Annotated in this window: 21 protein-coding genes; 5 read left to right on the top strand and 16 right to left on the bottom strand. The window is 68.7% G+C overall.

What is annotated here, in order from left to right:
- Positions 1 to 60 precede the first annotated feature (60 nt).
- Complete coding sequence (locus EEJ42_RS08960; protein WP_123099440.1) at positions 61 to 540, bottom strand: hypothetical protein; 480 nt, start codon at positions 538 to 540, stop codon at positions 61 to 63.
- Positions 541 to 586: 46 nt separating this feature from the next.
- Positions 587 to 1759 (bottom strand): S8 family serine peptidase, encoded by a 1173-nt coding sequence (locus tag EEJ42_RS08965; protein WP_221179343.1) that lies wholly within the window; start codon positions 1757 to 1759, stop codon positions 587 to 589.
- A 1343-nt stretch (positions 1760 to 3102) separates the two neighbouring features.
- Between EEJ42_RS08965 and EEJ42_RS08970 the strand changes: the two genes are divergently transcribed.
- Positions 3103 to 3336: a hypothetical protein gene (locus EEJ42_RS08970; protein WP_148081899.1), complete on the top strand. Its 234-nt coding sequence runs from the start codon at positions 3103 to 3105 to the stop codon at positions 3334 to 3336.
- Positions 3337 to 3384: 48 nt separating this feature from the next.
- Here the strand turns inward: EEJ42_RS08970 and EEJ42_RS08975 are convergent, their stop codons facing one another.
- The 3 genes from EEJ42_RS08975 to eccD form a co-directional block, all read right to left on the bottom strand.
- Positions 3385 to 3909, bottom strand: coding sequence for a hypothetical protein (locus tag EEJ42_RS08975; RefSeq protein WP_123099443.1), 525 nt, complete (start codon positions 3907 to 3909; stop codon positions 3385 to 3387).
- A 139-nt stretch (positions 3910 to 4048) separates the two neighbouring features.
- Positions 4049 to 4786 (bottom strand): hypothetical protein, encoded by a 738-nt coding sequence (locus tag EEJ42_RS50740; RefSeq protein WP_184503003.1) that lies wholly within the window; start codon positions 4784 to 4786, stop codon positions 4049 to 4051.
- A 20-nt stretch (positions 4787 to 4806) separates the two neighbouring features.
- On the bottom strand, positions 4807 to 6285 hold the full coding sequence (eccD, locus tag EEJ42_RS08990; RefSeq protein WP_123099446.1) for a type VII secretion integral membrane protein EccD: 1479 nt from the start codon (positions 6283 to 6285) through the stop codon (positions 4807 to 4809).
- A gap of 216 nt (positions 6286 to 6501) precedes the next feature.
- Here eccD and eccCa point away from each other — a divergent pair, with 216 nt between their 5' ends.
- On the top strand, positions 6502 to 10464 hold the full coding sequence (gene eccCa, locus EEJ42_RS08995) for a type VII secretion protein EccCa (protein WP_123099447.1): 3963 nt from the start codon (positions 6502 to 6504) through the stop codon (positions 10462 to 10464).
- A 78-nt stretch (positions 10465 to 10542) separates the two neighbouring features.
- On the opposite strand, the gene EEJ42_RS50745 is transcribed toward eccCa, so the two are convergent.
- The 11 genes from EEJ42_RS50745 to eccB form a co-directional block, all read right to left on the bottom strand.
- Positions 10543 to 10710, bottom strand: a complete 168-nt coding sequence (locus EEJ42_RS50745; protein ID WP_184503004.1) for a hypothetical protein — start codon at positions 10708 to 10710, stop codon at positions 10543 to 10545.
- 48 nt (positions 10711 to 10758) lie between these two features.
- Positions 10759 to 11496, bottom strand: coding sequence for a hypothetical protein (locus tag EEJ42_RS09000; RefSeq protein ID WP_123099448.1), 738 nt, complete (start codon positions 11494 to 11496; stop codon positions 10759 to 10761).
- A gap of 32 nt (positions 11497 to 11528) precedes the next feature.
- The gene (locus EEJ42_RS09005; protein WP_123099449.1) at positions 11529 to 11834 is read right to left on the bottom strand and encodes a hypothetical protein; all 306 of its coding nucleotides are present in this window, start codon (positions 11832 to 11834) and stop codon (positions 11529 to 11531) included.
- Between the two features lie 34 nt (positions 11835 to 11868).
- Positions 11869 to 12621 (bottom strand): hypothetical protein, encoded by a 753-nt coding sequence (locus tag EEJ42_RS09010; protein WP_148081900.1) that lies wholly within the window; start codon positions 12619 to 12621, stop codon positions 11869 to 11871.
- 170 nt (positions 12622 to 12791) lie between these two features.
- Positions 12792 to 14021, bottom strand: coding sequence for a type VII secretion-associated serine protease mycosin (gene mycP / locus EEJ42_RS09015; RefSeq protein WP_123099451.1), 1230 nt, complete (start codon positions 14019 to 14021; stop codon positions 12792 to 12794).
- Positions 14022 to 14073: 52 nt separating this feature from the next.
- The gene (locus tag EEJ42_RS09020; protein WP_148081901.1) at positions 14074 to 15492 is read right to left on the bottom strand and encodes a WXG100 family type VII secretion target; all 1419 of its coding nucleotides are present in this window, start codon (positions 15490 to 15492) and stop codon (positions 14074 to 14076) included.
- A gap of 21 nt (positions 15493 to 15513) precedes the next feature.
- Positions 15514 to 15996, bottom strand: coding sequence for a hypothetical protein (locus EEJ42_RS09025; protein ID WP_148081902.1), 483 nt, complete (start codon positions 15994 to 15996; stop codon positions 15514 to 15516).
- Between the two features lie 110 nt (positions 15997 to 16106).
- On the bottom strand, positions 16107 to 16391 hold the full coding sequence (locus EEJ42_RS09030) for a WXG100 family type VII secretion target (protein ID WP_123099454.1): 285 nt from the start codon (positions 16389 to 16391) through the stop codon (positions 16107 to 16109).
- Positions 16392 to 16433: 42 nt separating this feature from the next.
- Positions 16434 to 16772 carry a WXG100 family type VII secretion target gene (locus EEJ42_RS09035; RefSeq protein WP_123099455.1) on the bottom strand — a complete coding sequence of 113 codons (339 nt, stop codon included), beginning with the start codon at positions 16770 to 16772 and terminating at the stop codon, positions 16434 to 16436.
- A gap of 174 nt (positions 16773 to 16946) precedes the next feature.
- Entirely contained in the window at positions 16947 to 18194 is a 1248-nt protein-coding gene (mycP, locus tag EEJ42_RS09040) for a type VII secretion-associated serine protease mycosin (RefSeq protein ID WP_342778262.1), read from the bottom strand.
- Positions 18195 to 18211: 17 nt separating this feature from the next.
- Entirely contained in the window at positions 18212 to 19777 is a 1566-nt protein-coding gene (eccB, locus tag EEJ42_RS09045; RefSeq protein WP_123099457.1) for a type VII secretion protein EccB, read from the bottom strand.
- 177 nt (positions 19778 to 19954) lie between these two features.
- Between eccB and eccE the strand changes: the two genes are divergently transcribed.
- From eccE to EEJ42_RS09060, 3 genes are all read left to right on the top strand, one after another.
- Positions 19955 to 21202, top strand: a complete 1248-nt coding sequence (gene eccE, locus EEJ42_RS09050; protein WP_123099458.1) for a type VII secretion protein EccE — start codon at positions 19955 to 19957, stop codon at positions 21200 to 21202.
- The gene (locus tag EEJ42_RS09055; RefSeq protein WP_425472864.1) at positions 21202 to 21984 is read left to right on the top strand and encodes a hypothetical protein; all 783 of its coding nucleotides are present in this window, start codon (positions 21202 to 21204) and stop codon (positions 21982 to 21984) included. Before eccE ends, EEJ42_RS09055 begins: the two co-directional genes overlap by 1 nt.
- 272 nt (positions 21985 to 22256) lie before the next feature.
- On the top strand, positions 22257 to 23330 hold a 1074-nt coding region (locus EEJ42_RS09060), incomplete at its 3' end, for an SCO5717 family growth-regulating ATPase (RefSeq protein WP_281291418.1).

The raw sequence follows: 23330 nt of genomic DNA on the forward strand, positions 1-23330 counted from the left end.
TGCTTTCACTATTTCCGGTAACTGGCAAACTTGGATGCCGAATGATCACGCCCCAAGCTGCTACCGTGCGTGTCGCTCATCCTGCACGGGCACAAGAGGAGAAAAGGCCGCTACGGCAGCCTGAAGACGTTCCGAATCAAGTTTCCAGAGTCGGATCGCACGGCTGGCAAGAAAGAGATCGTGATCGATGTGCCGGGCGAGCTTTGCCGTCTGCTCGGCGCTCAACTTGCTATTCGGTCCAGGCAGAGGCGGCGCACCAGGGCGACGACGAAGGCCAACGAAGTCTGTCCAGTCGTCCGTGGGCACGAGCGAGTGAGTCTTACCAAGTGTGGTGACATCCCGCAGATACCTTCGCCATAGCACTACAGAAGTGATGTCCTGCCACGGCACGAGAGCCGTTTGTTTGGGAGTACCACCAAGAGTCACGCCATCTTGGTCGACCCGGAGCATCACGATGCGCTTCCAGCCCACTCCAAGCAGGAGTTGGAGGGGAGTACGGGTGAGGTATGTTTCGTACACTGGAGGGTCGTACTTGGTCATGACACCACGTTATCCAGGCCGACATAGTTCATAACGCCTCGCCCTCTCAGGCCCGCCTACGCCAGCGAATGAGCGCATACGCCCCTCCTCCGATGACCAGGGCTGCGGCGACGCCGATTCCGGTGTAGACGAGCGTGTAGTCGCTCCCGTCGTCGCCACCCGCTGCGGAGGACGCAGGGGTCTTGCTGTCTGCGTCCGCAGCACCCGACGGGGCGTCACCCTTCGCGGGTGAAGACGGCGACGCGGAGGACGCCTTCCCGGGCTGGTACTTGGGGAACAGCGGATTGACGTCCGCCGGGCCCGGGTCTCCCTTTCCGTCGAGCAGGACCTGGGCGGGACGGATGATGCCGTAGCCGATGTACTCGCTGGGGACCTCGCCCTTGGGCTTGCTTGCCGTTTGCATCATCACGCGCAGGACCTGGTTCGCGGTCCACTTGGGGTGGGCGGACCAGATGAGGGCGGCCGATCCTGAGGTAATGGCGGTGGCTTGGCTGGTTCCCTGCCCCTGACACCAGCTGCCACTTGTCGGACAACGTCCGGGAATCTCCGCACCGGGTGCTGCCAGAGCCGTTTGGGCGCCGTGTGTCGAAAATTTTGCAGCGGTGCCGCTCTTATCCACAGCAGATACCGCTACTACGCCCTTGAGTAGCGCAGGGTATCCAGCTCCATCACCGATGTCGCCATCATTCCCCATGCCGGCGAAGACGAGAGCGCCCTTTGCGTTCGCTTCGTCAATGGCCTGTTGCAGCTTCTCCTCGGAACCATCCAGCAGACCGACAGCGCGTACGGACATATTGATGATCCGGGCGCCCTTGCTCACGGCGTACCTGATGGCTTTGACCCACTTGTCTGTGGGGTCATCAACGGAATGATCGTCCAGTCCGCTTGTCTTCAAGGGAAGGATCTTGGCATCGGGAGCCACTCCCTTGATTCCGCCCGATCGACCCGATCCTGAAATGAGCGCAGCCATCTGGGTGCCATGACTGCTACTGCGAACACGTGAGTCCTGTGTCTCGGTGAAATCTTTCCCCGCCAAGACCTGACCACGCAACTCAGGGGTCGAGTCGTCAACCTTGTTATCTATGACGGCGACAGTTACCCCTTTTCCGGTACTGGTCCGCCATAGGTCTTCGGCCTTCATGGCATCCAGGTACCACTGGCGCGAGCGCACATCTTGGGCCGCTACCGGAGATGTGAGACATCCCAGACTGACGGTCACGGCACCAAGTAGCGCCCACCCTCGAGCCAAACGCCGGTGACTGTTGCTGGACGATATTGACATCTCTACAGAATCTCCCGATCCCTCAATTGCTATACGGGTTACTCAAGGACGGGAGGCATGGTGTCTCGTCGTCCAAGGGTCCAGGAGCCGTCATCCCCGCTTGCATCCCCAGGTTCGTCCTCGTTTCGGCGACGGTTGTGGTAGCCGGCCCTGGCCTCCGGGTCTGTGAGCCCCGCGTCGTCTCCAGATCGCACGAGTCCCGTACCGCCATGAGTGAATGCGGGCCGCCTTCGCGAGGACGTCTGGGGATCAGCAACTGATCCTCCCGATTCCGACGCGAGTCTGCGTCCTGCGGCTATCTCGCCCGAAGCACCGTCGGAGGATTCTGATCTCCTCGGGCGGAGGACCCCGGGTAGGGGCCCTCGTCCAGTAGCGCCACGCTGCTCACCGATCGCGGCACCACGGGGGTTGATGCCACTGTTCGAGGCTGGTGTGCGTGGTCCACTGACCTGTCCACCCGACTCCGAGGCCAACCGCCGTCCGGCGGGCCTTCCTTCAACGGACCCACCCACGCCAGGCGGAGGGGTACTCCCGGTCATGGGCCCCCGCGACATCGGCGGGTGGTCTTCTCCCACCACCATTCCCCGCGGGAGTCGCGTCCTGGAAGGGTTGCCTGTGGAACGTGGCTGACCACTGATGAGGTCACCCCCCGTCGAACGACGAGGAGATACCGGACGGGCCGGGATTTCTTGAGCGCCACCGCCGGATCGGCCCATCAGTGGGGGGCGATCCAACCCGCGGCCCCCTCCACGCGGAGACGGTGGAGAGGTCGACGGTGCGGGCACACCTGCGGTCGTGGGCACCACTTCAGGGCTGGTGCCCCTGGGGGGATCGGCAATTGGCGTCCCCCTCTCTCCAAGCGCGTTCACTTCCCGTTTCGGATCAGTAGTGACGGAATCGATGCCTGTCCTTGTCGACTCACGATCGGCCGGTGCTGGCTCCGGCCGCTGTGCGACGTCTACCGACCCACCGTCCGTCGGGCTCGACGGCCTCAAGGGTGAACGACCACCGTCACCGGTGTTCGCGCCCCCGGTAGCCGTGTCCTGAGCGTAGGCGCCGTCGATGCCGTCCAGCCCCGGCAGCACCCTGAACTGCGGCTCCCGCTCCGCCTCCATCGTCTGCTGCGCCGCCCGGTAGGCCGAGGAGAGGCGCTCCAACTGGTGGCGGGCCTCTTCGGCCTCCTGGCTGGCGGCCTTCTGGGCCGCGGGGTCCTCGTGGGCTGCTCGGGGGTCCCTGGAGGCGGGCAGGGCGGACTTGGTTTCGGAGAGGGTCTGGCCGGCTTGGGCGACGTGTTTGCCGACGGTGGTGGTGAACTGGCCGAAGCGCATGACTTCGAGGGCGAAGTCGTGGGCCCATTCGCGGAAGGCGGAGCCGCCTTCGCCGGTCCATTCGACGCGGGAGACGTGGTGGCGCAGATCGGAGCCGATGTCGAGGATCTTCGGGCCCGCGTCGCCCAGGGCCGTGCCGGCGGCGGTCAGTTTGTCGGCGTCGGCGCCGGCCAGCATGGCCCGTAGGTTGTCCACCGACAGGCCGTCGAACTCTCCGTTCGCCATGGTTCCCCCCTAGCTGAAGTCCGAGTCGGCGGTGCCGGACTTGCCCTTGCCGGGCTTCGGTGTGTTCTTGTCGTGGCCCGTGCCGGGCCGGTCGTCCGCGTTCGCGCCGTAGTACTCGGCGGTGCGCTTCTGGATGGCGCGGAGGCGGGCGGCCTGTTCGGCGTCGACGCTGTCGTAGCCGCGGTCCGAGATCTGGACGGCGATGCCCAGGGCTTCGAGCTGGTCGCCCAGGGTCCTGGAGAACTTCTCCAGGCGGGCGTGTAGCTTCTCGTAGGCGCCGGCCAGGTCGGCCGCCGCGGTGAATTCCGCGCCGAAGGCGGCGTGCGCGACCGTCTGGTCGCTGATCTTGCTGCGGGCCGCCGGCGATTCTTCGAGGTCCAGCAAGATCTTGTCGATCCTGCTCTTGAAGCTCGCCAGGGTCTCGGCCTCGACCTTGAGGTCCGCGCGCTTGCCGTTCCGGCCGCTTTCGCCGCTCCCCGTGCGCACTCGGCTCGCGCTCGCGTCGGTCGCCGAGACCTGACGCCCCTCGCTCATCGTCTTCCCCCCTACGGCGTATACGGCGATCGGCACCACTGTAGTCGCGGAGCGTGCAGCTCCCAACTACGTTGTGGTGAGCATGCATCCGGCGATTTCCGGGCATAGGGCGGCATGCTGGACGCGGTGCTCCGGATTGTTATGTCCCTGCCCAGGTGCCCCTGTGGCACCCCCGGTGCAGGGCCAGCAGGGCGGCGGCCACGCGCGGATCGAACCATTCCGCTGCCACGTGAAGCCATCGGTCGAAGCGACCCGAGTGCTCGACGGTCTCGTTCTTGCGGCCGACTCTGCGCCACTCCAGCACGGTCCTGCCCTTGCCGCCGACCCGCCATCGGGTCCGGGTCGGATGGGGCATCGGGAGGTACTCCTCGAGAAGGATGGTGAGGGCGATCCGGAGGGGGATGTGGACCGGGGCGAGCAGCCACCACCCCCACCACGACAGGATCCGCCCCTGGAACCCCACGACTTCGGGGCCGTCGGTCTGCCGCACGGTGACGCAGGCCCGCAAGCCCCGGCCGCGCAGGGGCGGTTCGGCGGTGATGGAGGCCAGGGGGTCACCGGCGGAGCCGTACACGGTGAAGGTGGCTCCGCCGTGCTTGTCCACGTGCTCGGGTACGACATGGGCGTAGACGTGCTGCCGGTGCGCGTCGGCCCACAGGGTGAGGGGCGCGATGGGCTTCCAGCCCGTCGCGTGGCCCGGCGCGCCCGGCCCGGGTGTCTCGCCGGGCAGGGGGATGCGCTCGGGGTGGGCCAGGGTCCGGACGGGCCAGGTGCTGTCGTCGGGGCGGCTCCTGATGTGCGGGACGACGCTGCCATCCCGCGGCCGCTCCCCCATACCCGGCGAGTCCGGACCCCGCAGCCAGAGGTACTGCGTCATGGGTCGTGCTCCTGGGAACGCTACTTGCTGACCAAGCCCCGCGCCGTGGCGTAGACATCCAGGACGGCCAGTGCGAGCGGTGTGACGGCCAGCAGCATGGCGCCTTCCACCAGGTCGCCGAAGCGCCCCCAGAAGGGCGTCACGCTCTTCTTCGGCACGATCAGCGCGATGGCGATGAGCAGCAGGGAGCCGAAGGCGACGGACGCGGTCAGCCAGACCGTGCGGATGTCGAGCGGGCCGCTGTCGCCGCTGAGCAGGTCGACCACGGCGCTCGTCGGCGGGTTGAGCGCGAGGCCCAGGACGAGCAGGGCCAGCGACACGATGCCGGACACCAGGACGCAGGCGACCTGCCAGGTGTAGCGGAAGAGCCGGGCGCGCAGCAGCATGGCGACACCGGCGGCGAGGGCGAGGACCTGGGCCCAGGCGTTGTCGGAGAAGCCGAGCACCGCGGCGGAGCCGACGACGACCGCCGCGCAGCCGCCGACGAGGCCGAGCAGCAGTTCGTGGCCGCGCCGGACCTGGGTCGCGATGCGCTCGCTGTCGATCGGGGTGGAGGCGGCCGTGGTGGTGTCCGGGTCGGCGCCGCCGCCGTAGTCGTTGCGCGCGGAGTCGCGGGGGGCGACGTAGCCGATGGGCAGCCGGGCGGCGCGTGCGGACAGGCCGGGCAGGAAGGCGATGGTGGCGATGGCGACGGCCGCGCAGACGGCCGCGGTGCCCGAGGCGTCGATCTCGGCGAGGATCTGGCAGAAGGTGGCCACCGTACCGAAGGCCGAGAGGACGACCGCGGCGACGAAGGGGGCGTCACCGGACGGCATGGCGGCGACCAGGGCGACCGATACGACCAGTACGGCGACGCAGCCGAGCAGGAATTGCAGCCGCCCGATGCCCTCGCCGCGGTCGAGGGCGAGCACCCCGGATCCACCGATCATGACGTGCGGGAGCGCGGCGAGGCCGAGGGCGATGGCGGAGCCCCGGTCGTCGTACACCCGGGCCCGGACCCCCGCGAAGACGGCGAGCAGCAGGCCGACGGCGCCGGCGATGATGCCGGGCAGGCTGTGCATGTCGTGCCGCACCGGGTCGGCGAACCAGAGCACGAAGCCCATGAAGACCAGCAGCAGCGCCCCTCCGAAGAGGCCGCTGACGCGCAGGTAGTCGGCGTTCCACAGGGTGCGGTCGCCGGAGACCGCGGAGGCGATGGCGTCGGAGACGTCGTCGCGCACGACGGGCGGCAGGGATTGGGCGAAGGGGCGCATGGACAGCACGTCGCCGTCGAGTACGCGCTGGGCCGCGAGGGAGCGGGCGCCGTCCAGGACGGTGCCGTCGCGGCGTACGAAGTGGTAGCCGACGGGTGCGCCGGCGGGCTGTGTCTGGCCGGTCAGTCGGAGTATTTCCGGATACAGGTCGGCAAGGGCAATGTCGTCAGGCAAAGCGACATCTATGCGGCTGTCGGGTGCGACGACCGTCACTCGGCAGAAACCGGTCGCTGTGGTCGAACTCACCTGCGGAACCCTCTCATTCCCCGTGTCTCCGCTTCTTTCGCGGACGCGATTGTGGCTGCGCGTGCGGAACGTCACCCTACCCGGCGCTGTTTGTCGTCCGTACACGTAGGATCAGCACATTGCCGGGCAGGCGCCACCAGGACGCGCCCTGAAGCGTGGGTGCCGGCCTCGACCGGTCGTCAATCGTTCAGCCCGCATCGGGGGATAGATAGGCCGATGAGCCACATCATCGTGAAACGCCCGCCTCGGGTGACTCCGCCCGGGATGTCCGCGGATGAGCTCCGGCTCGAATCACCTCCTGAATTGCCTCGCGGCGATCAGGAGGGCATGGCGATGCAATTGCTGCCGATGCTGGGCATGGGCTCGTCGGTGGTCTTCTTCTTCATGCCGAATTCCGCACCGTTCATGAAGATCATGGGCGTGATGATGCTGCTGTCGACGGTCGCCATGGCCATCGCTCAGCTCATCCGGTACCGCAAGGGGGCGCAGGGCGAGGCCGTGGAGGGCCGCCGCGACTACCTCAAGTACCTGACCAAGACGCGGCGCCAGGTGCAGCGCACCGCGCGCAAGCAGCGGGACGCGCAGTTCTATCTGCACCCCTCCCCCGAGCAGCTCTGGTCGCTCGTGGCGGAGGGCAGCCGGCTGTGGGAGCGGCGCATCACCGACGACGACTTCGTCCAGGTACGGATCGGGCTCGGCCCGCAGGAGCTGTGGACGCCGCTGGTGGCGCCGGAGACGGCCCCGGTGGAGGAGCTGGAGCCGCTGTCGGCGGGCGCGATGCAGCAGTTCATAGCGGCCCACCAGACGCTCGACGGCATGCCGATGGCGGTCAGCCTGCGCGCCTTCTACCACATGACGGTCTCCGGGGAGCCCGAGACGACCCTGGGCACCGCGCGGTCGCTGGTGGCGAGCCTGGTCGCGCTGCACTCGCCGGAGGACCTGGTGATCGCCGTGGTGGCCGCTTCGGGCGCCACGGACGAGTGGGACTGGGTCAAGTGGCTGCCGCATACGCAGGTGCCGGGGACGGTGGACGGAGCGGGCACCAAGCGGCTGTTCGGCGACAACCTCGCCGAGGTCGAGGACCTGCTGAAGAGCCACCTGGAGGGCCGCTCGCGGTTCAACCGGGACGGACAGCCGCTGCTGGACCAGCCGCATGTGGTGGTCATCCTGGACGGCGGTTTCGTACCGCCCGACTCGATGCTGGCCGCCCAGGAGGGCCTCCAGGGCGTCACCGTGCTGGAGGTCGTCCGGGGCGAGCTGGACGAGCTGCGCGGCGGCCTGTCGCTGATCGTGCGACCGGGGCTGCTTCAGGTGGAGTCGGCGTCGGCGGTGTACGAGGGCGTGCCGGACGCGCTGCCGCTGCCCGCGGCCGAGGCGCTGAGCCGACAGCTCTCCCCGATGCGGGTGTCCAGCGGCGGCGGGGACGACGAACCACTGCTGACCAACCTGGAGTTCACCGATCTGCTCGGGCTCGGCGACGCGGCGGCCGTCGACACCGCGGTCACCTGGCGGCCCCGCTCGACGGCGGAGCGGCTCCGGGTGCCGATCGGCGTCGGCGAGAGCGGCGCCCCGGTCATGCTGGACCTCAAGGAGGCGGCCCAGGAGGGCATGGGCCCGCACGGGCTGTGCGTGGGCGCCACCGGTTCCGGCAAGTCGGAGCTGCTGCGGACGCTGGTGCTGGGCCTGGCGGTCACCCACTCCTCCGAGACGCTCAACTTCGTGCTCGCCGACTTCAAGGGCGGCGCGACCTTCTCCGGCATGGCGGAACTGCCGCACGTCGCGGCGGTCATCACCAACCTCGCGGACGATCTGACGCTGGTCGACCGCATGCGCGACTCGATCACCGGTGAGCTCCAGCGCCGCCAGGAGCTGCTGCGCTCCGCGGGCAACTACGCCAACATGCACGACTACGAGAAGGCGCGCGCCGCGGGCAGTCCGCTGGAGCCGCTGGCCTCGCTCGTGCTGGTCATCGACGAGTTCAGCGAGCTGCTGACGGCGAAGCCCGACTTCATCGACATGTTCATCCAGATCGGCCGCATCGGCCGGTCCCTGGGTGTGCACCTGCTGCTGGCCTCGCAGCGCCTGGAGGAGGGGCGGCTGCGCGGTCTGGACACGTACCTGTCGTACCGCATCGGTCTGCGGACGTTCTCCGCGGCGGAGTCCCGTACGGCCCTGGGTGTGCCGGACGCGTACCACCTGCCGTCCGTGCCCGGCTCCGGCTACCTCAAGTTCGGCACCGAGGAGATGGTCCGCTTCAAGGCGGCCTACGTGTCCGGGGTCTACCGGTCCACGACGACCACCATCACGGGCAGCGGACCGCTGCCGACCGACCGCCGGCCGGTGCTGTTCACCGCCTCCCCGGTGCCGGTCCGGTTCGCCGAGCCGGAGCCGGACTACACGTACACCCCGGAGAGCAACCGCGTCGACGACGCGCTCGCCGACACCGTGCTGGACGTCATCGTGCGCGGTCTGGAGGGACGAGGCCCGGCGGCGCACCAGGTGTGGCTGCCGCCGCTGACCGAGGCGTCGCCGCTGGACCAGCTGGTGCCCCAGCTGGCGGTCTCCACCGAGCGCGGGCTGCACGCGAGCGGCTACGCCCGCAGCGGTGGTCTGTGCGTGCCGCTCGGCATGGTGGACAAGCCGATCGAGCAGCGCCGGGAGATCCTCTACCACGACTTCTCGGGCGCGCAGGGCCACATGCTGATCGTCGGCGGCCCGCGCTCCGGCAAGTCGACCCTGCTGCGCACGCTGATGGGTGCCTTCGCGCTCACCCACACCCCGCACGAGGTGCAGATCTACGGTCTGGACTTCGGCGGTGGCGGCATGGTCGCGGTGCAGGGGCTGCCGCACGTGGGCGGGGTGGCCTCGCGGCTGGACCCGGAAAAGATCCGCCGTACGATCGCCGAGGTGACCGGCGTACTGAACCGGCGCGAGGAGTTCTTCCGGGACAACAGCATCGACTCGATCGGCACCTACCGGCAGATGCGCGCGGCCGGGCAGCTGCCGGGCGAGGCGTGGGGCGACATCTTCCTGGTCATCGACGGCTGGCAGTCCTTCAAGACGGACTACGAGATGCTCGAGCCGGTCGTCGCCGACATCGCCACCCGCGGCCTCGGTCTCGGTGTGCACCTGGTCGTCACCGTCACCCGCTACATGGAGATGCGAGCGGCGCTCAAGGACCAGCTGCTCGCCCGGCTGGAGCTGCGGCTCGGCGACCCGATGGACTCGGAGCTGAACCGTAAGATCGCCGCGAACGTGCCGGTGGGCAACCCGGGCCGTGGTCTCACCCCCGACAAGCTGCACTTCCTCAGCAGCCTGCCGCGCATCGACGGCGTCACCGGAAACGCCGAGGACCTGGCCGACGCGACCTCCGAGTTCGTCAAGGCGACGGTCGACAACTGGCCCGGCCCGCACGCACCGCAGGTGCGCATGCTGCCGCGGATGCTGTCGGTGCGGGAGATCCCGGGCGGGCACGAGCAGCCGCAGCGGGGCGTCTCGATCGGCATCGACGAGATGAACCTCGAGCCGGTCTTCGTCGACTTCGACAGCGACCCCTTCTTCGCCGTCTACGGCGAGACGGAGTCCGGGAAGACGGCGCTGCTGCGCCTGCTCATCAAGCAGATCACCGAGCGGTACACCCCGGAAGAGGGACTCATCGTCGTCGGGGACTACCGGCGCAGCCTGCTGGAGGTCGCGCCGCAGTCCCACCTGGTCGGCTACGGCACGACGCAGGACGCGTTCGAGAAGTACATAGCCGACATGAACACCCTCATCAGCCAGCGCATCCCGGGGACGGACGTCACCCCGCAGCAGCTGCGCAACCGCAGTTGGTGGTCGGGGCCGCGGGCCTTCATCGTGGTGGACGACTACGACCTGGTCGCCACGTCGTCCGGGAACCCGATGTCCGAGCTGGTGGACAACCTGCCGTACGCGCGGGACGCCGGCGTCAACATCATCGTCGCGCGGACGACGGCAGGCGCCGGGCGCTCCTCGTACGAGCCGTTCATGCAGCGGTTCAAGGAGCTGGGCGCGCAGGGCGTCGTCCTGTCCGGCTCGCCCGGCGAGGGCGAGCTGCTCGGGCAGGTCAAGGCGCGTCCGCTGCCGCCGGGACGGGGCGTTTTCGTCTCGCGGCGCGGCGGGGCGTCGCTGATCCAGACGGCGTGGCTGCCGGAGGAGTAGCGCGGCGCACAGCGGGACCGGACAGCGGTAGGGGCTCGTCGATGATTCGACGAGCCCCTACCGCTGTTGCGGTTGTGGTCAGCGGCGGTTGCGCTGCTGCTGCCGTTTCGTGAACACCTCGCCGATCGCCGGACAGGCCACGACGAGCACGCAGAGGATCACCACCACCGGTTTGGACGGTACGACCGCCCAGTCCGTGAGCGCCGGCATCATCAGCCACAACAACGCCAGTACGGCGATGCTCACTCCGGCGATACGAGGTCCGTACACAGGTTCACTCCAAAAGTGGTCCGGTCAGGCGGTCCCGATGGGCCAGTGGCCGTTCGGGAACGCACTGTTGTCGCCGGCCTGGCCCTTCATCTCGGCGAGGGTCTTCGCCTGGTCGCCGAGCACGGTCACCAGAGCGACCGAAGCGGTGGTGACAAGCACCCATCCGGCGGTGCCTTCCCCGATGGCGGCGATCGCGGCGGGGACCAGACCGACACCGGTCACTCCGGCGGCCGAGCAGGCAATCATGGCGGGGACGAACTGAACCAGGAAGGCGGCGATGGCCCCGTAGAAGACGAGTCCCGCTCCGGCGGCGACGAGAAGACTGGTGGCGATCGAGTCGGCGGCGCTGCTGACCTGGCCGGCGGCGGAGGACTGGGTCCAGATGGCACCCGTATAGGCGTCGGCTCCTTCGCCCTTCCACTCCTTCGGGGCCTGGAGGTTTCCCTTCGCCGTGGTGGAGGACGCGGTGCTCGCCTTGCCGCGGATCTTCTTGTCCTGCCAGTCGAGGGAGTCCAGGAAGAGCACCACCGGGGCGAAGACGCCCTTGAAGAATTCGCCGATCTTCTCGAGGATCCAGTTGACGAAGTCGACGAGCTTGTTCGCGGCGGCGATGATCGGCTTCGCCACAGCGTCGGGAACGTACCAGTGGCCCGCGAAGCTGTTGACTCCGTCGACCATCTTGTCCAGCAGCTCACCGACCTTCTTCAACTTCTCGTTGATCTTTTCGATGAGGTCGTCGAATGCCGATTGACTGAATGCCATTGCTTTCCCCGTTCCCCGAGCACCGTTCGGTACTAGTAGGCTTCTTCCACAGACTTCTTGGTGTCGGCTTCGTGGTTGTCGTACGCCTTCGCGTTCTTGACCAAGGCGTCGGCGATTTCCGTCATCCGCTTCTCCCCCTCGGCACAACGAGCCGAGAAGTGATCGATGACGTCCTGATAGGCGCCGACGAATATCTGGTACATGCCGTACTCGAGCCGACTGGGCCGCAGGCCCTTGATCGTGGTGCCGACCTCGCCGATCGCCGTGGCCTGCTTGTCCCACATGCCGGCCTCGGAGCGAATGGCGTCCGTGATGACCTTGAGACGGTCCTTCGCCATGGGGCTTCAGATCCTTTCCGAGCCAGTGAACACGTCAGAGCAGCCGCTGCGGGTCGTTGAGTATGGCCAGGAACTCGTTCATGAGGCCCTGTGGGTTCAGGTCCGCGATCTGGGCCGCGCCGGGACTCTGGACGTCCTCCAGCTTGGCCCGGGCATGCCTCAGCGCCTCGTTGAGCGCCTGGCTCAACCGGATGGACGACTGCTGGGCGGCCCACTGCGGATCCACGTCGCAGGAGACCAGGGAGTGCGCGGTGAGACCGATGACGACCCGGCGGGCGGCCGCCTCTCCCGTGACCTCCGGGGCCCGGAAGGAGTCCACGTCCAGCCTGTCCAGGGCGTCGAGCCCGGAGAGGGTGTCCTCGACCACGTCCTCCATGGGCCTCGGACGGACGGGGTCCCGATCCTGCCGGGGCACCTCCGGAGGCGCGACAGGCCCCGTTCCCGAACCGGGAACGTCGGGCATGCCCTCGAGTTCCGCGGCCCGCTCCTCCCAGCCCGACTGCTCGAGGGTGCGCGCCCAGCCCTCCATCTGCTCGCTCATGGCGGAGCCGTACGCGTCGACGACGGCCGGGCCGAGGTTCTCGGGAGGCTGCCGACGCTGCCAGTCGGACGCGACCTTGATGGACTCGGGCAGCCGATCAGGCCCCAACGTCACACTGACGGCACCCTGGGCGTCCTCGCCCGTGGCGTGCTGCGGAACCTGATCCTGCATATCCGTCATGAGCTGCTGGAGTTTCTCCGCATATTGCTGGAACTCCTGCATTCCTCGAAAGATCTCGTCAGTCACGCTTCCCCCTATCTGACCGTTTACGAGGCGTTTGCAGAGCGCGTGGCTCAAACGTGTCGTGCACGCTAGCACGCCCACGGTTCAGGGCATACCGAAAGCGACCTCGATGATGGGTGGGTGAACGCGCGCATGACGAATTCAGCTCGTCACCGGACGCTTTTGAGGAACAGTCAGAAACGCTGAGCGCTACGGCGCCGGAGGAAGACGAAGGTTCCACCGCCGACCACGACCACCGCAGCCGCCGCGCCCAGGATCCAGGGCATCGCGCTACCGCCGTCCTCGGAGCTCTCGGCGGCGGCACCGGCCTCGGCGCCGCCCTTCGGGGCGGCGGAGGGGGCGTCCTTGGACGGGGCGGGGGAATCCGGCTTCTTGGCGGCCACGAGGGGATTCACATCGGCCGGGCCCGGGTCACCCTTGTTCTCCAGGACGTTGTAGCGCGGGCGGATCGTGCCGTAGCCGAGGTAGCGGCTGGGGATTTTGCCGTCGGCGGGCTTGCCGGCGGTTTCCATCATGACCCGAAGTACCTGGTTTCCGGTCCACTTGGGGTGCTTGGCCCAGATGAGGGCGGCGGCGCCGGAGGCGATGCCGGTCGCCTGACTGGTGCCCCAGGTTTTGCAGTACCCGGATTTCCCGATACAACTGGTCGGGATGTCCTCCCCCGGCGCCGCGAGAGCCACGAAGGAGCCGTGGTTCGAGAACTTGGTCGCCGCCAAAGACTTGTCGATGGCGCTGACTCCGACCACGCCGTCACTGGCCGCGGGATAGGTGACGTCGTTCGACGTATTTCCGTCGTTGCCCGAACCGGCCAGCAGCAGTTTGCCGCGTCCGATCGCGTAGTCGACCGCCTTCTGGAGCTGTTCCCTCTCTCCCTTTTCGAGCGAGTAGTCCTGGAAGGCCAGGGACATGTTGATGATCTGTGCATCGCTGTCGGCCGCGTATCGAATGGCCTTGGTGAGGCCCGGAACAGTGGTGTTCCCGGCTTCCTTCGTCGAGCCGGTCACCGTGAGCGGCAGAATGCGCGCATCGGGAGCGAGTCCCTTGACGCCCTGGCCACCGGCTCCATTTCCGGCGATGAGCAGCGAGATGGCCGTGCCGTGCCCCTTCGGATCGGTACGGGCGTCAGCACCAGGCTCGACGAAATTCTTCCCCGGCAGAACCTTCCCCCGAAGCTCCGGCACAGAAGCATCGACACCGCTGTCGAGCATGGCAACAGTCACGCCTTTGCCGGAGCTGACCTTCCACATGCTTTCCGCCTGCATGGCGTCCAGGTACCACTGGCGTTCCCGCATGTTCTCCGCCAGCGCGGAGGGCGCGACGAGCCCCATGATGACGAGCAAGGACGCCAGCAGTGCGAGGACTGCCGATGCCCGGCTCCGGACCTGAATGAGCGTTTGTTCCATAGTGCCTGTTCGTCCTGTGCTCGTCATCAGAGGCTTGTGCGGGCGGTGGGCCTTACTCGATCACGGGAGGCACGTTTCGGCGCTCTCCCCCGGTCCACGTCTCCTCGTCCTCGGTCAGGTAGTCGGGGGCCTCTCCACCGTCACGCTTCTGCGACCGACGCGAATTCTGCGCCGACGGCACACCGGACACTCCGGTGGCGCCCCGAACGAGACCGCTTCCTCCCTGGGTGAACTCCCCGTTGACCCTGAGTTCGCTCGCGGAACGCGCCATCCTGCCAGGACGGGCCGATGACGCCGACCCGCGGGACGGGACGCCCGTCACGGGTCGTCCGCCCACGACACCCTGACCAGTGGTCGTCGGGACCCCTGTGCGGCCGGTGGTACGGCCCTGCTCGCCGCCGATGACCGGGCCGCGGGCGGTCCGGGCGTCGCCGCTCGTCGGAGTCTGGCGGGGAGGCATACCGCCGACTACCTCCCTGTCGGCGCGCATGGGATTGGTGACGGGCCGGGCGTTGATGGACTCGAGCCCCTTGCCGCCTCCCAGCCTGGGGCCTCCCGTCCGCCCGACTGGGTTCACGGGCGGACCGGACCTGCCCAGCCCGGGGGACGGGGAGACGGGCGGAGTGACCGGTAGGCCCGTGACCTCACGGCCGGGCCCCTGCTGCCCAGTGGGTGTGGGTGGGGGCGCAGAGGGAGCCGGTGCAGGATCCGTGCGCGGCAGGTCCTTCACACCGTCGATGTTGGTGTGGGTTGCGTCCGGAACGGTGACATGGCCACCGGCACCCGGAGCGGACGGGTTGGTGACATGCCCCGGGGAGAACGTCGAGTCCTGGACAGCATGCTGGGCACTCGGCGCCCCGCCACCTGCCGAGGAGACGGTTCCTGCGGAGCCGCCGGAGGAGCCGTACGACTCCTGCCCGCCTTCAATGAAGCTGTCAGGTATGGCCGCGTTCGGCAGCGGCTTGAAGACCGGCTCGTCCTGCGCGGAGAGATCTATGGCCCCCGCCTGCGTCCCGTAGCTGCCCGCCAGCCTCAACAGCTGCGAGCGGGTTTCGGGCTCCAGCTCCTTCAGCGTCTCGAGGCGTTCCTTCTCCTTGTCCGCGTCCGCGTAGCAAACGCCCGTGCCATCCGGACGCTTCGGTATCGCCTTCTTGACCTGCGTCAGAGCCTCGCCCGAGTGCTCCATGGCCTTGCCGACGTCACCAACGTATTTCGCCAGCTTCAGCGCCTGCTTGGCGAAGTCGTCGCCCCACTCACGGAAGGCGTCGCCACCCTCGCCGTCCCAGGTAACCCTGCCGACACGCTTCTTGAGCTCGTCGCCGATCTTGTCCAGCTCAGCCCCCGCGCTCGTGAGGGCGTTGCCCTTACGGATGATCTCTTCTTCATCCGTACCGGCGACCAAGCTGAGCATCTTCTCGAAGGACATTCCGTCGAAAGTCGTGATGGTGTAGCACATCTTCGGTTCGCTCATGCCCTGATCCCCCGTTCCCGATCAAATGCCGCCGTCTTCGGCCTGCTTACCGTTGCCGGTCTCGGCACCGTCATCGGGCTTCTCGCCACCCTTATGACCGTGCTCCTTCTGATACTGCTCGTAGTACTTGCTGGTACGCGCCTGGATCGCCTTGAGGCGCCGCGCGTGCTCCTGGTCCATCTCCTGGTAGTCGCCGTCGGCCGCGGCCACCGTGATGCCCATCGCCTCCAGTTGCTCACCCAGGGTGCGGGAGAGCAGTTGCAGACGGCTGTGCGCCTTGTTGTACGCCTCGGCCAGCATCTTCGCCTGATCGAATTCGCCGTAGGCGGTGGCGGCCACCTTTTGTTCGCCCAGCTTGCCGTGCGCGGCGGTCGACTTGTCCAGTTCTGTCAGAAGCCTGTCGACGCGCTTCTTGAATTCCTGCAAGGACTCACTGGGAGCGTCGAGTTTCGGCGACGAAGGAGACTTAGCAGAGCTCCCCCCGTCCGGTACCGACTCAGCCATGAAACACCTCCTCCGTGTATCGGCATACGGCAGTCGTGGGTGCGGGACACGCGGCCAGGGCCGCAATGTCCCGCACCCACGACACGACCGCAGGTTGTGCGCTGCGTCTCTTACCCCTGCGCGAAGCGCTGGCCCTGACGGTGGTCATTGGCCTTGTAGCCCTCCGTCGCCTCCAGCAGCCTCTTCGAGATTTCGACGAGGGTCGAGTGCAGGTGGTTGACGCGCTGGTTCCACTCGTGCTGACGCTCGTTGAACGCCCGCTGCGCCTCACCGGACCACGACTCGGAGACGGCCTTGCACTTCCTCATGATGGTGTCGAGGTCGGTCTTGAGCTGGTCGGCCTCACTCTTGACCGTGGTCGAGGCGCTGACGACGCCTTCGTATGTGATTTCCATCGAGCTCTAACTCCTGATGCGAAGCGGACAGGTCAAAAAGGATCAAGAAGCGTGGAAGGAGCCCAGGATGCCGCTTTCGCCGCCCCCGACGCTATTGATCTTCCTGAGCTGCTCCTGCTCCTCTGCGTCGAAGCCATCCCGGCTCGCCTTCACCAGCTCCTTGGTGAAGCTCAGCAGCTGGTTGACCCGGCGAACGTCGTTGTTGACCTCCGTCTGGAGGTTGTTGTACGCGCCGGCCGCGATGCCCTTCCAGTGCCCCTCGATGTCGTCGATCACACCGTTGAGCTTGCTGACCCGCTGGGTGAGCTGACCCTCCATCCAGTCGATGGCGCTTTCCAGGGTCTTGAAATCATGGCCTTCTACGCGGAGCCTCTCCGCCATGGCACACCTTCCCCCATGAATCGGATGCCGCGGGGCGCCCTCTCGACGACCACCCCGTGACATCGGACCGAAGTTGTCAAGGCACCACTCTAGCCACCGTCCCCGTGTCCATGACCATGGGCCGTCGGGTTGTTACAGGGATGGAACGACTGGAACGGATGGGGAACGTGGGACTCACGCATCGCGTCGGCGGCGCCAGTCACGGAGGACGATCGCGCCGCCCGCCGTGATGGCCACCACGACCACGCCTGCCCCCAGGGCGTACGTGGCCAGGCGCACGCTGCGCTCGTGGGGGGTCTCGCCCAGGATGAGCTTGCCCGGATCGGGTTTCGGGATGTTCTGGGCCGAACCATTGTCGACGGTGGGCCGCTGGATCGCCTGCTCGTCGTCGGTGAGGGCCTTGACGGGGTCGATCACGCCCCAGCCGATGTAGCGGTCACGTCCGTTGACGCCGCGCTCGGCGGTCTGCTCGATCTGGGCGACGACCTCGTTCTGCTTCCAGTCCGGGTGCTTGGCCCGGATGAGGGCGGCGACACCGGCCACGTACGGGGCGGCGAAACTGGTGCCGTTGTCGACGCACTGGCCGCCCTTGGGCACGGTGGAGACCATTTCCACGCCCGGCGCCGCGACCCCGACGAAGTCGCCGCTCTGCGAGAAGTACGCGCGCTCGTTGTTGCGGTCGGAGGCGGCGACCGCCAGGACCCCCGGGTAGGAGGCCGGGTAGGTGCGCTTCGACTTGCCGTCGGCGCCGTCGTTCCCGGCGGAGGCGACCACGACCACGTTGTTGTCGATCGCGTGGGCGATCGCCAGCTCCAAATCCTGCTGCGAGCGGGCGCCCTTGGTGTCCTGGGAGATGTTGATGACGCGGGCGCCCTCGTCCACCGCCTTGCGGATGGCCCGCGCCATCATCTCCGGCGTGCCCTTGCCCTCGGCGTTGTTCTGCTTGAGCGGGATGATCTTCGCGTCCGGGGCCAGGCCGACGAAACCGGTGCCCGGACGGGGCCGGGCCGCGATGATGCCCGCGACCTTGGTTCCGTGCCCGACCTCGTCGTACGTCGGGCTCTGCGCCCGCTTGCGGTCGGCGCCGGAGACGTCCTTCGGCACGGACAGGTAGTTCGCGCCGCTCGACGCGTCGACCGCGGTCTTCAGCTGGACGTTGGTGTTGTCCACGCCGGTGTCGATGACGGCGACCTTGACCGGGTCACCGTCCTTCTCCTTGCCCTTGGTGTCCTCCCACAGCCGGTCCATCACCAGCCGCTGGAGCGACCAGGGCGTTCCCTTGATCTGCTTCTTCATCGGGAACGTGCACTGGCCGTTGCCGTCCACGGACGTGGCCGCGGCGGCGACGGGCTCCGTCGCGCCCGTCGCCCCGGTGAGGCACGCCAGTGCGGTCGCGGACGACAGCGCGGCCGCCCGCCTCATGTGTCGGTTTCCCATGGTCACGAACCCTGCGGCTGTCGGGCGCTGTTGAGGTCGAGCCGGGGCCCGATCGGAAGGAACTGCGACCAGTTCTGCGGCACCGGTACCGGCTTCACGTCGCCGTAACCCAGCCTGGTCTGCGCCTCGTTGGCCGCTCGCTGTCCCTCGGTCATGGCCTTCTGCTCGTCGGCGGAACCGCCGATCTTGGACTTGCCCGCGCTGCTGTCGCTGTTGGACTGCACCTGGTAGCGCAGGCCGGTGTCGGTGATGAGGAAGGTCTGGCCGGTGTTCGTGGCCCGCCCCTGGTACTGCCGGTAGAACAGGCCGGTGCCGGGGGTGACGTACGCGCTGCTGCCACCGTCCACGACGGGCGCGGGGTAATCCGCGCCCGCCCAGGTCTCCAGCGTGGGCGTGCCGTTGGCGCTGACCTTGGTGAGGACGTTGCAGACGGTGTCCCTGGCCTGGGAACCGGCCGCCCCTTCCGCGGAGTTGACCTGGCGCGGGGCCTCATCGGGCCAGGCGGTGTCCTCGGCGAAGACCTCGGAGTCGGAGACGAAGTCCTGTGCGTTGACCTTCATCGGCTTGCCGAGCTGGTTGAGGCTGGACAGCTGCTCGCTGTTGAGCAGCAGATTGGCGACGAAGCCCGAGACCGGCTGCACCTTGCCCCGCAACACGACGTAGTGCTGGGTGCCGCCGCCCGTCTGGGCCTGGAGCACCGTCCCGACCTTGTCGGCCTCGTCCGGCAGGGAGTCGACCCCGGCCGACGCGCCCGGCTGTCCCGGCACCGAGGGAAACTCCACCGGCGCGCCGTCCTTCAGCGTGTCCAGCCAGTCGTCCGTCACCTTCTGCGGCTCGGCGCCCTGCTTGAACAGGGTCCGCAGCAGGAGGTCGTACTGTTCCGGGGTCATGCTCTTCTCCCCCTGGGGGCCGCCCAGGAGGTACTTCTTGCCGGACGGGTCCACGAGGTAGCGGCCCTTGCTGCCCTCGACGTACATCGCCTGGCTGCCGCGCAGCCGCTGCGCGCCCTGGACCTTCGACGCCTCGCGGTCGGCGAAGAGGAAGACCGCCTTCTGCGTGGACTTGCTCTGCCCACCACCGGGCTGCTCGCAGACCGCCCAACGTTTCTGCTTGACGGCGTCATCGGCTGCCGGCATGCGGTCCGGTGCGTACGGAATTCCGATCGTCGGGCCGCGCGGTATGTCGCCGTTGTCGAGCTGCGAGTCCTTCACCCGAATGATGTCCGACTTGCCGGACTCGAGGACGAGTTTCGCGGAGGCCAGGTTCAGGACGGGATGCAGCTGCTTCTTTCCGCCCGTCGACAGAATCACGTAACGCGACGTGGATTCGTTGCCGACGATGATGTGGGCCGCGGTGTCGTCCCAGCCCTTCGGCGCGGTCGGCCTGAACATCCCCCAGGCCCCGAAACCCGCCAGGACCAGCGCGCCCACGATGACGCCGGGAAGAAAGGCGCGCACCGGGCGCGGGGCGCCGTCGTCCATGACGGTGGGCGATGGCTGCACAAACGAGGCAACCATTCGTTTCTTCGCAAAGGTGTAGGCGCTGAGCTCATCCCGCCGCGATGCCATGTCTTAGCCCGCTTCTCCCCGTGTTGTTCTTGCGCACGTGCCTGCGCTTGGTCGCCACAGGGGAGATTACTCACCCACTCGGCCCAGCTGATACCCGCGCCACCCTCACGCGGCCTTTCCGATACCGTAATCACACAATCGACCAGGACGAGACCAGGACAAGGGGCGGCCTCCCTGATGAGCTCTGCCACCCAAGCGCGCACCGCCGCACCGCGCCAGCCCTCACGCACTGGGAGCTTCGGCCCCGTACGGTTGCACCAACTCGTGCTGGTGGAGGTCGCCGCCGCGGTCCTCGTCGTCGCCTGGACCGTCGACTCGCTGCTGCTCGTGCCCGCCGGGGTGGTCGCCCTGGTGCTCGTGCTGCTCGCGGTGCTGCGCCGCAGGCAGCAGCCGTTCACCGACTGGCTCATCTCCATCAGCGCGCTCCGGGCCCGCCAGCGGCTCGCCAAGGAGCCCGTTCCGGCGGGTCTCGACCCCTCGCTCGCCCCCGCCGTCGAATGCGATCCCGCGCTGCGGACGTACGCGTACCTCTCCCGGGACCGGCGCGAGATCGGCATGATCGGCGACGGCACGTTCCTCACGGCGATACTCCAGGTCCAGTCGCACGACGCCCCGTTGCGGCCGATGCGGGACAAGCGGCCGCTTCCGCTCGCGCTGCTGCACGACGCGCTGGAGGTGGACGGGATCCGGCTGGAGTCCGTACAGGTCGTCCAGCACGCGCAGCCCGCGCCCGCGCCGCATCTGCCGGAGCAGGCCGCGGCGGCGCGCAGTTACGCCCCGCTCCAGGAGCACGCCGGGGCGCCCGCCGTCCGGCTGACCTGGGTGGCGCTCAAGCTCCATCCCGAGCTGTGCCCGGAGGCCATCGAGGCGCGCGGCGGCGGCCTGGAGGGTGCTCAGCGCTGTCTGCTGCGCTCGGTCGACCAGCTGGCCAGCCGCCTCACCGGGGCCGGTTTCACGGCCAGGCCGCTGGCCGAGGGCGAACTGGCCACGGCCATCGCCACCTCGGCGTGCGTCAACGCGAACGCGACGACCCAGGCGGGGCGCGCGAGCACTCCGGCGCGCCGGACCGCGGAGACCTCGCGCGCCTGGCGCTGCGACGACCGCTGGCACACCACCTACTGGGTGGGCCGGTGGCCGCAGGTGGGCACGGGAGCCGTGCCGCTGCCCCAGTTGGTGGCGCTGCTGACCTCCATGCCCGCCCTCGCGAGCACCTTCAGCCTGACGCTCACCCAGGGCGAGGGCGGCCGGAACACCTCCACGGTCAACGGACACATCCGCATCACCGGCCGCAATGACACCGATCTGATCACCGCCCGCAAGGCGCTGGAGCGCGCGGCGCGCGGGGTGCGGGTCGGGCTCGTACGTCTCGATCGCGAGCAGTTGCCCGGCGTGCTCGCCACGCTTCCGCTGGGAGGTACTCGCTGATGGCCATGGCCACTTCCACTCCGTCCACCTCTTCTCCGTCCACCCCCGCTCCCACCCCCCCGGCCGTGTCGGGCGGGCGCAGGACGCGCCCCGGCTTCGGGCTCATCGGGCCCCGCCGCGGCCGCCAGACGCTCACCGCGGACCAGCTCGACGCGCTCGCCCTGCCGGTCGGTGACGACGGCGTCATCATCGGCGTGGACGGCGAGAACCAGCCCGCCGTGCTGGGCTTCAACCGGCCCGAGCCGTTCGACGTGGTGCTCGTCGGGGGGCTGTGGACCGCGCAGGTGCTGGCCTTCCGGGCGGCAGCCACCGGCGCCCGGGTCGCCATCGAGACCGGGCGGCCGCATCTGTGGGCCAACCTGGTGCAGGTCGCGGGCGGCGGGCAGCAGTGCATGACCGTTTTCGACGTGGGCCGGGTACCGCCCCAAGGGCCGTCGGTGGGCAGCCCGGTACTGGTCATCCGGGACTGTGGCATGCGCCCGCCGCGCGGCCGGGTGTCCGCCCTGCCGTGGCAGTCGGTGCTGACCCTGCTGCCGTATCTGAGCCCGGTCGCGCCCCGGCTCCTGGAGCACGCGGGACTGGTCGGGATCCAGCGCGTCTCGCCCGACGAGGCGGAGGAGATAGGCAGGATCATGGCCCTCCCCCGCCCCGACGTCACGGCGCTGTCAACCCTCCAGGACTGGGTCACCCTGTGGTGCACCCGTGAGGCACGGCAGGCCGTGGCGCTCCAGCCGACCGACGCCGAAACGGGGCTGCTGGGATCGCCGCGCCGAGTCGACTAGTCCACCCTTGGGGCGATTCGAGGGGTTTCCGTACTGATCATCTCTCAGTACGGCGAGGAGACGTGACCTATCGGACGCTTGCGAGCGCCGGGACGGGCCTGCCGTCCGGGTGGTTCTCGTGATTAGGCTTGGTATGCGCACGGTGACGAACCTGATCAGGTGTCCCCGGCGTCACAAAAGGGGAAAGCCGAACGGTCGGACGACAGTAGCGATCGGCAACAGATCGGCCTCGCCATGAATTTCAAGGGTGTTCGACCACACCAGGAGGCATTGTGAGCAGCGATCGGGACGAGATCCGCACGGGCGGAACCACACCCGGCGATGATCGGTCCGACGCCGAGACCGAGCACACGGGCGAGTTCACCATCGACTACACCCCACCTGCCTGGTACACGCAGAACGCTGCGCCGTCGGCACCACCCGCCGCAGGGCCCGCGGCGGACACGGGGGCCGGGGCGACGCCGCCCCCGCCGCCTCCGCCGCCGACGGGCGAACCGGTGTCCGTGCCGGGGCCGCCGGACCCGAACGGGTTCCAGGGGGCGTGGGCGCCTCCGCCCCCGGCGCCTTCCACCGAGCCCGCGCCTGCGGATGCCTCCGTGCACCAGGCCGCGCCGGACGGGACCGCGGAGGACGCGGGGGACGCGGAGGCGGAGGCCAGGCCGCGGGGCGGCGAGGCCGACGGGACACCCTCTTTGTCCGGCTTCACCGCAAGCCCGGCCGCTCCGACCCCGGCTGACGGCGCGCCGGAAGGCGGCCGGGTCGAGCAGCATGCGTCCGACCTTCCCGACGCCTCGGCCGAGGACGACGACTACGCGCTGGCGCCCGCCGCGCCCCCGGCCCCGCCGGTCGCCTCCCCCGAGACCCCCGAAGCGCCCGAGGCGGGCGCCGACGCCGACGAACGCGACGACAGCGGCGCCGTGGAGGGCAACTCCACGGTGCGGTTCTCCACCGCCTCGCTGCGGCGCGAGATCGCGGAGCGGAAGCAGGCCGCCGACGCGGAATCCGCCGCCGCCGTGGCCGACGGCGACTCCGACGCCGGGACCGGCGAGGTACGCAGCGAAGGCACCATGCGCTTCTCCGCGGCGTCGCTGCGCCGGGAGGCCGAGGAGCGCGCCAAAGCGGCGAGCGCCGAGGGCGAGCCGCAGGAGGGGGCGGCCGACGCCGCGCCGCCGCAGGAGACCGGCAACAGCAACTGGGCGCCGCCAGCGGCTCCGCAGTCCGGGCTGCCGCCGCTGCCGCCGGACTTCCAGCCCGCCGCGCCGGAGTCGGGCGGTACGGGCGGGGGCCCGGCCCCGGTTCCGGAGCAGCGTACGGGCGGGCCCGGCGCGGCCGGTGGGCCGCTGCCG

This window comes from Streptomyces botrytidirepellens (assembly GCF_003721215.1).
Classification (GTDB): Bacteria; Actinomycetota; Actinomycetes; order Streptomycetales; family Streptomycetaceae; genus Streptomyces; species Streptomyces himastatinicus.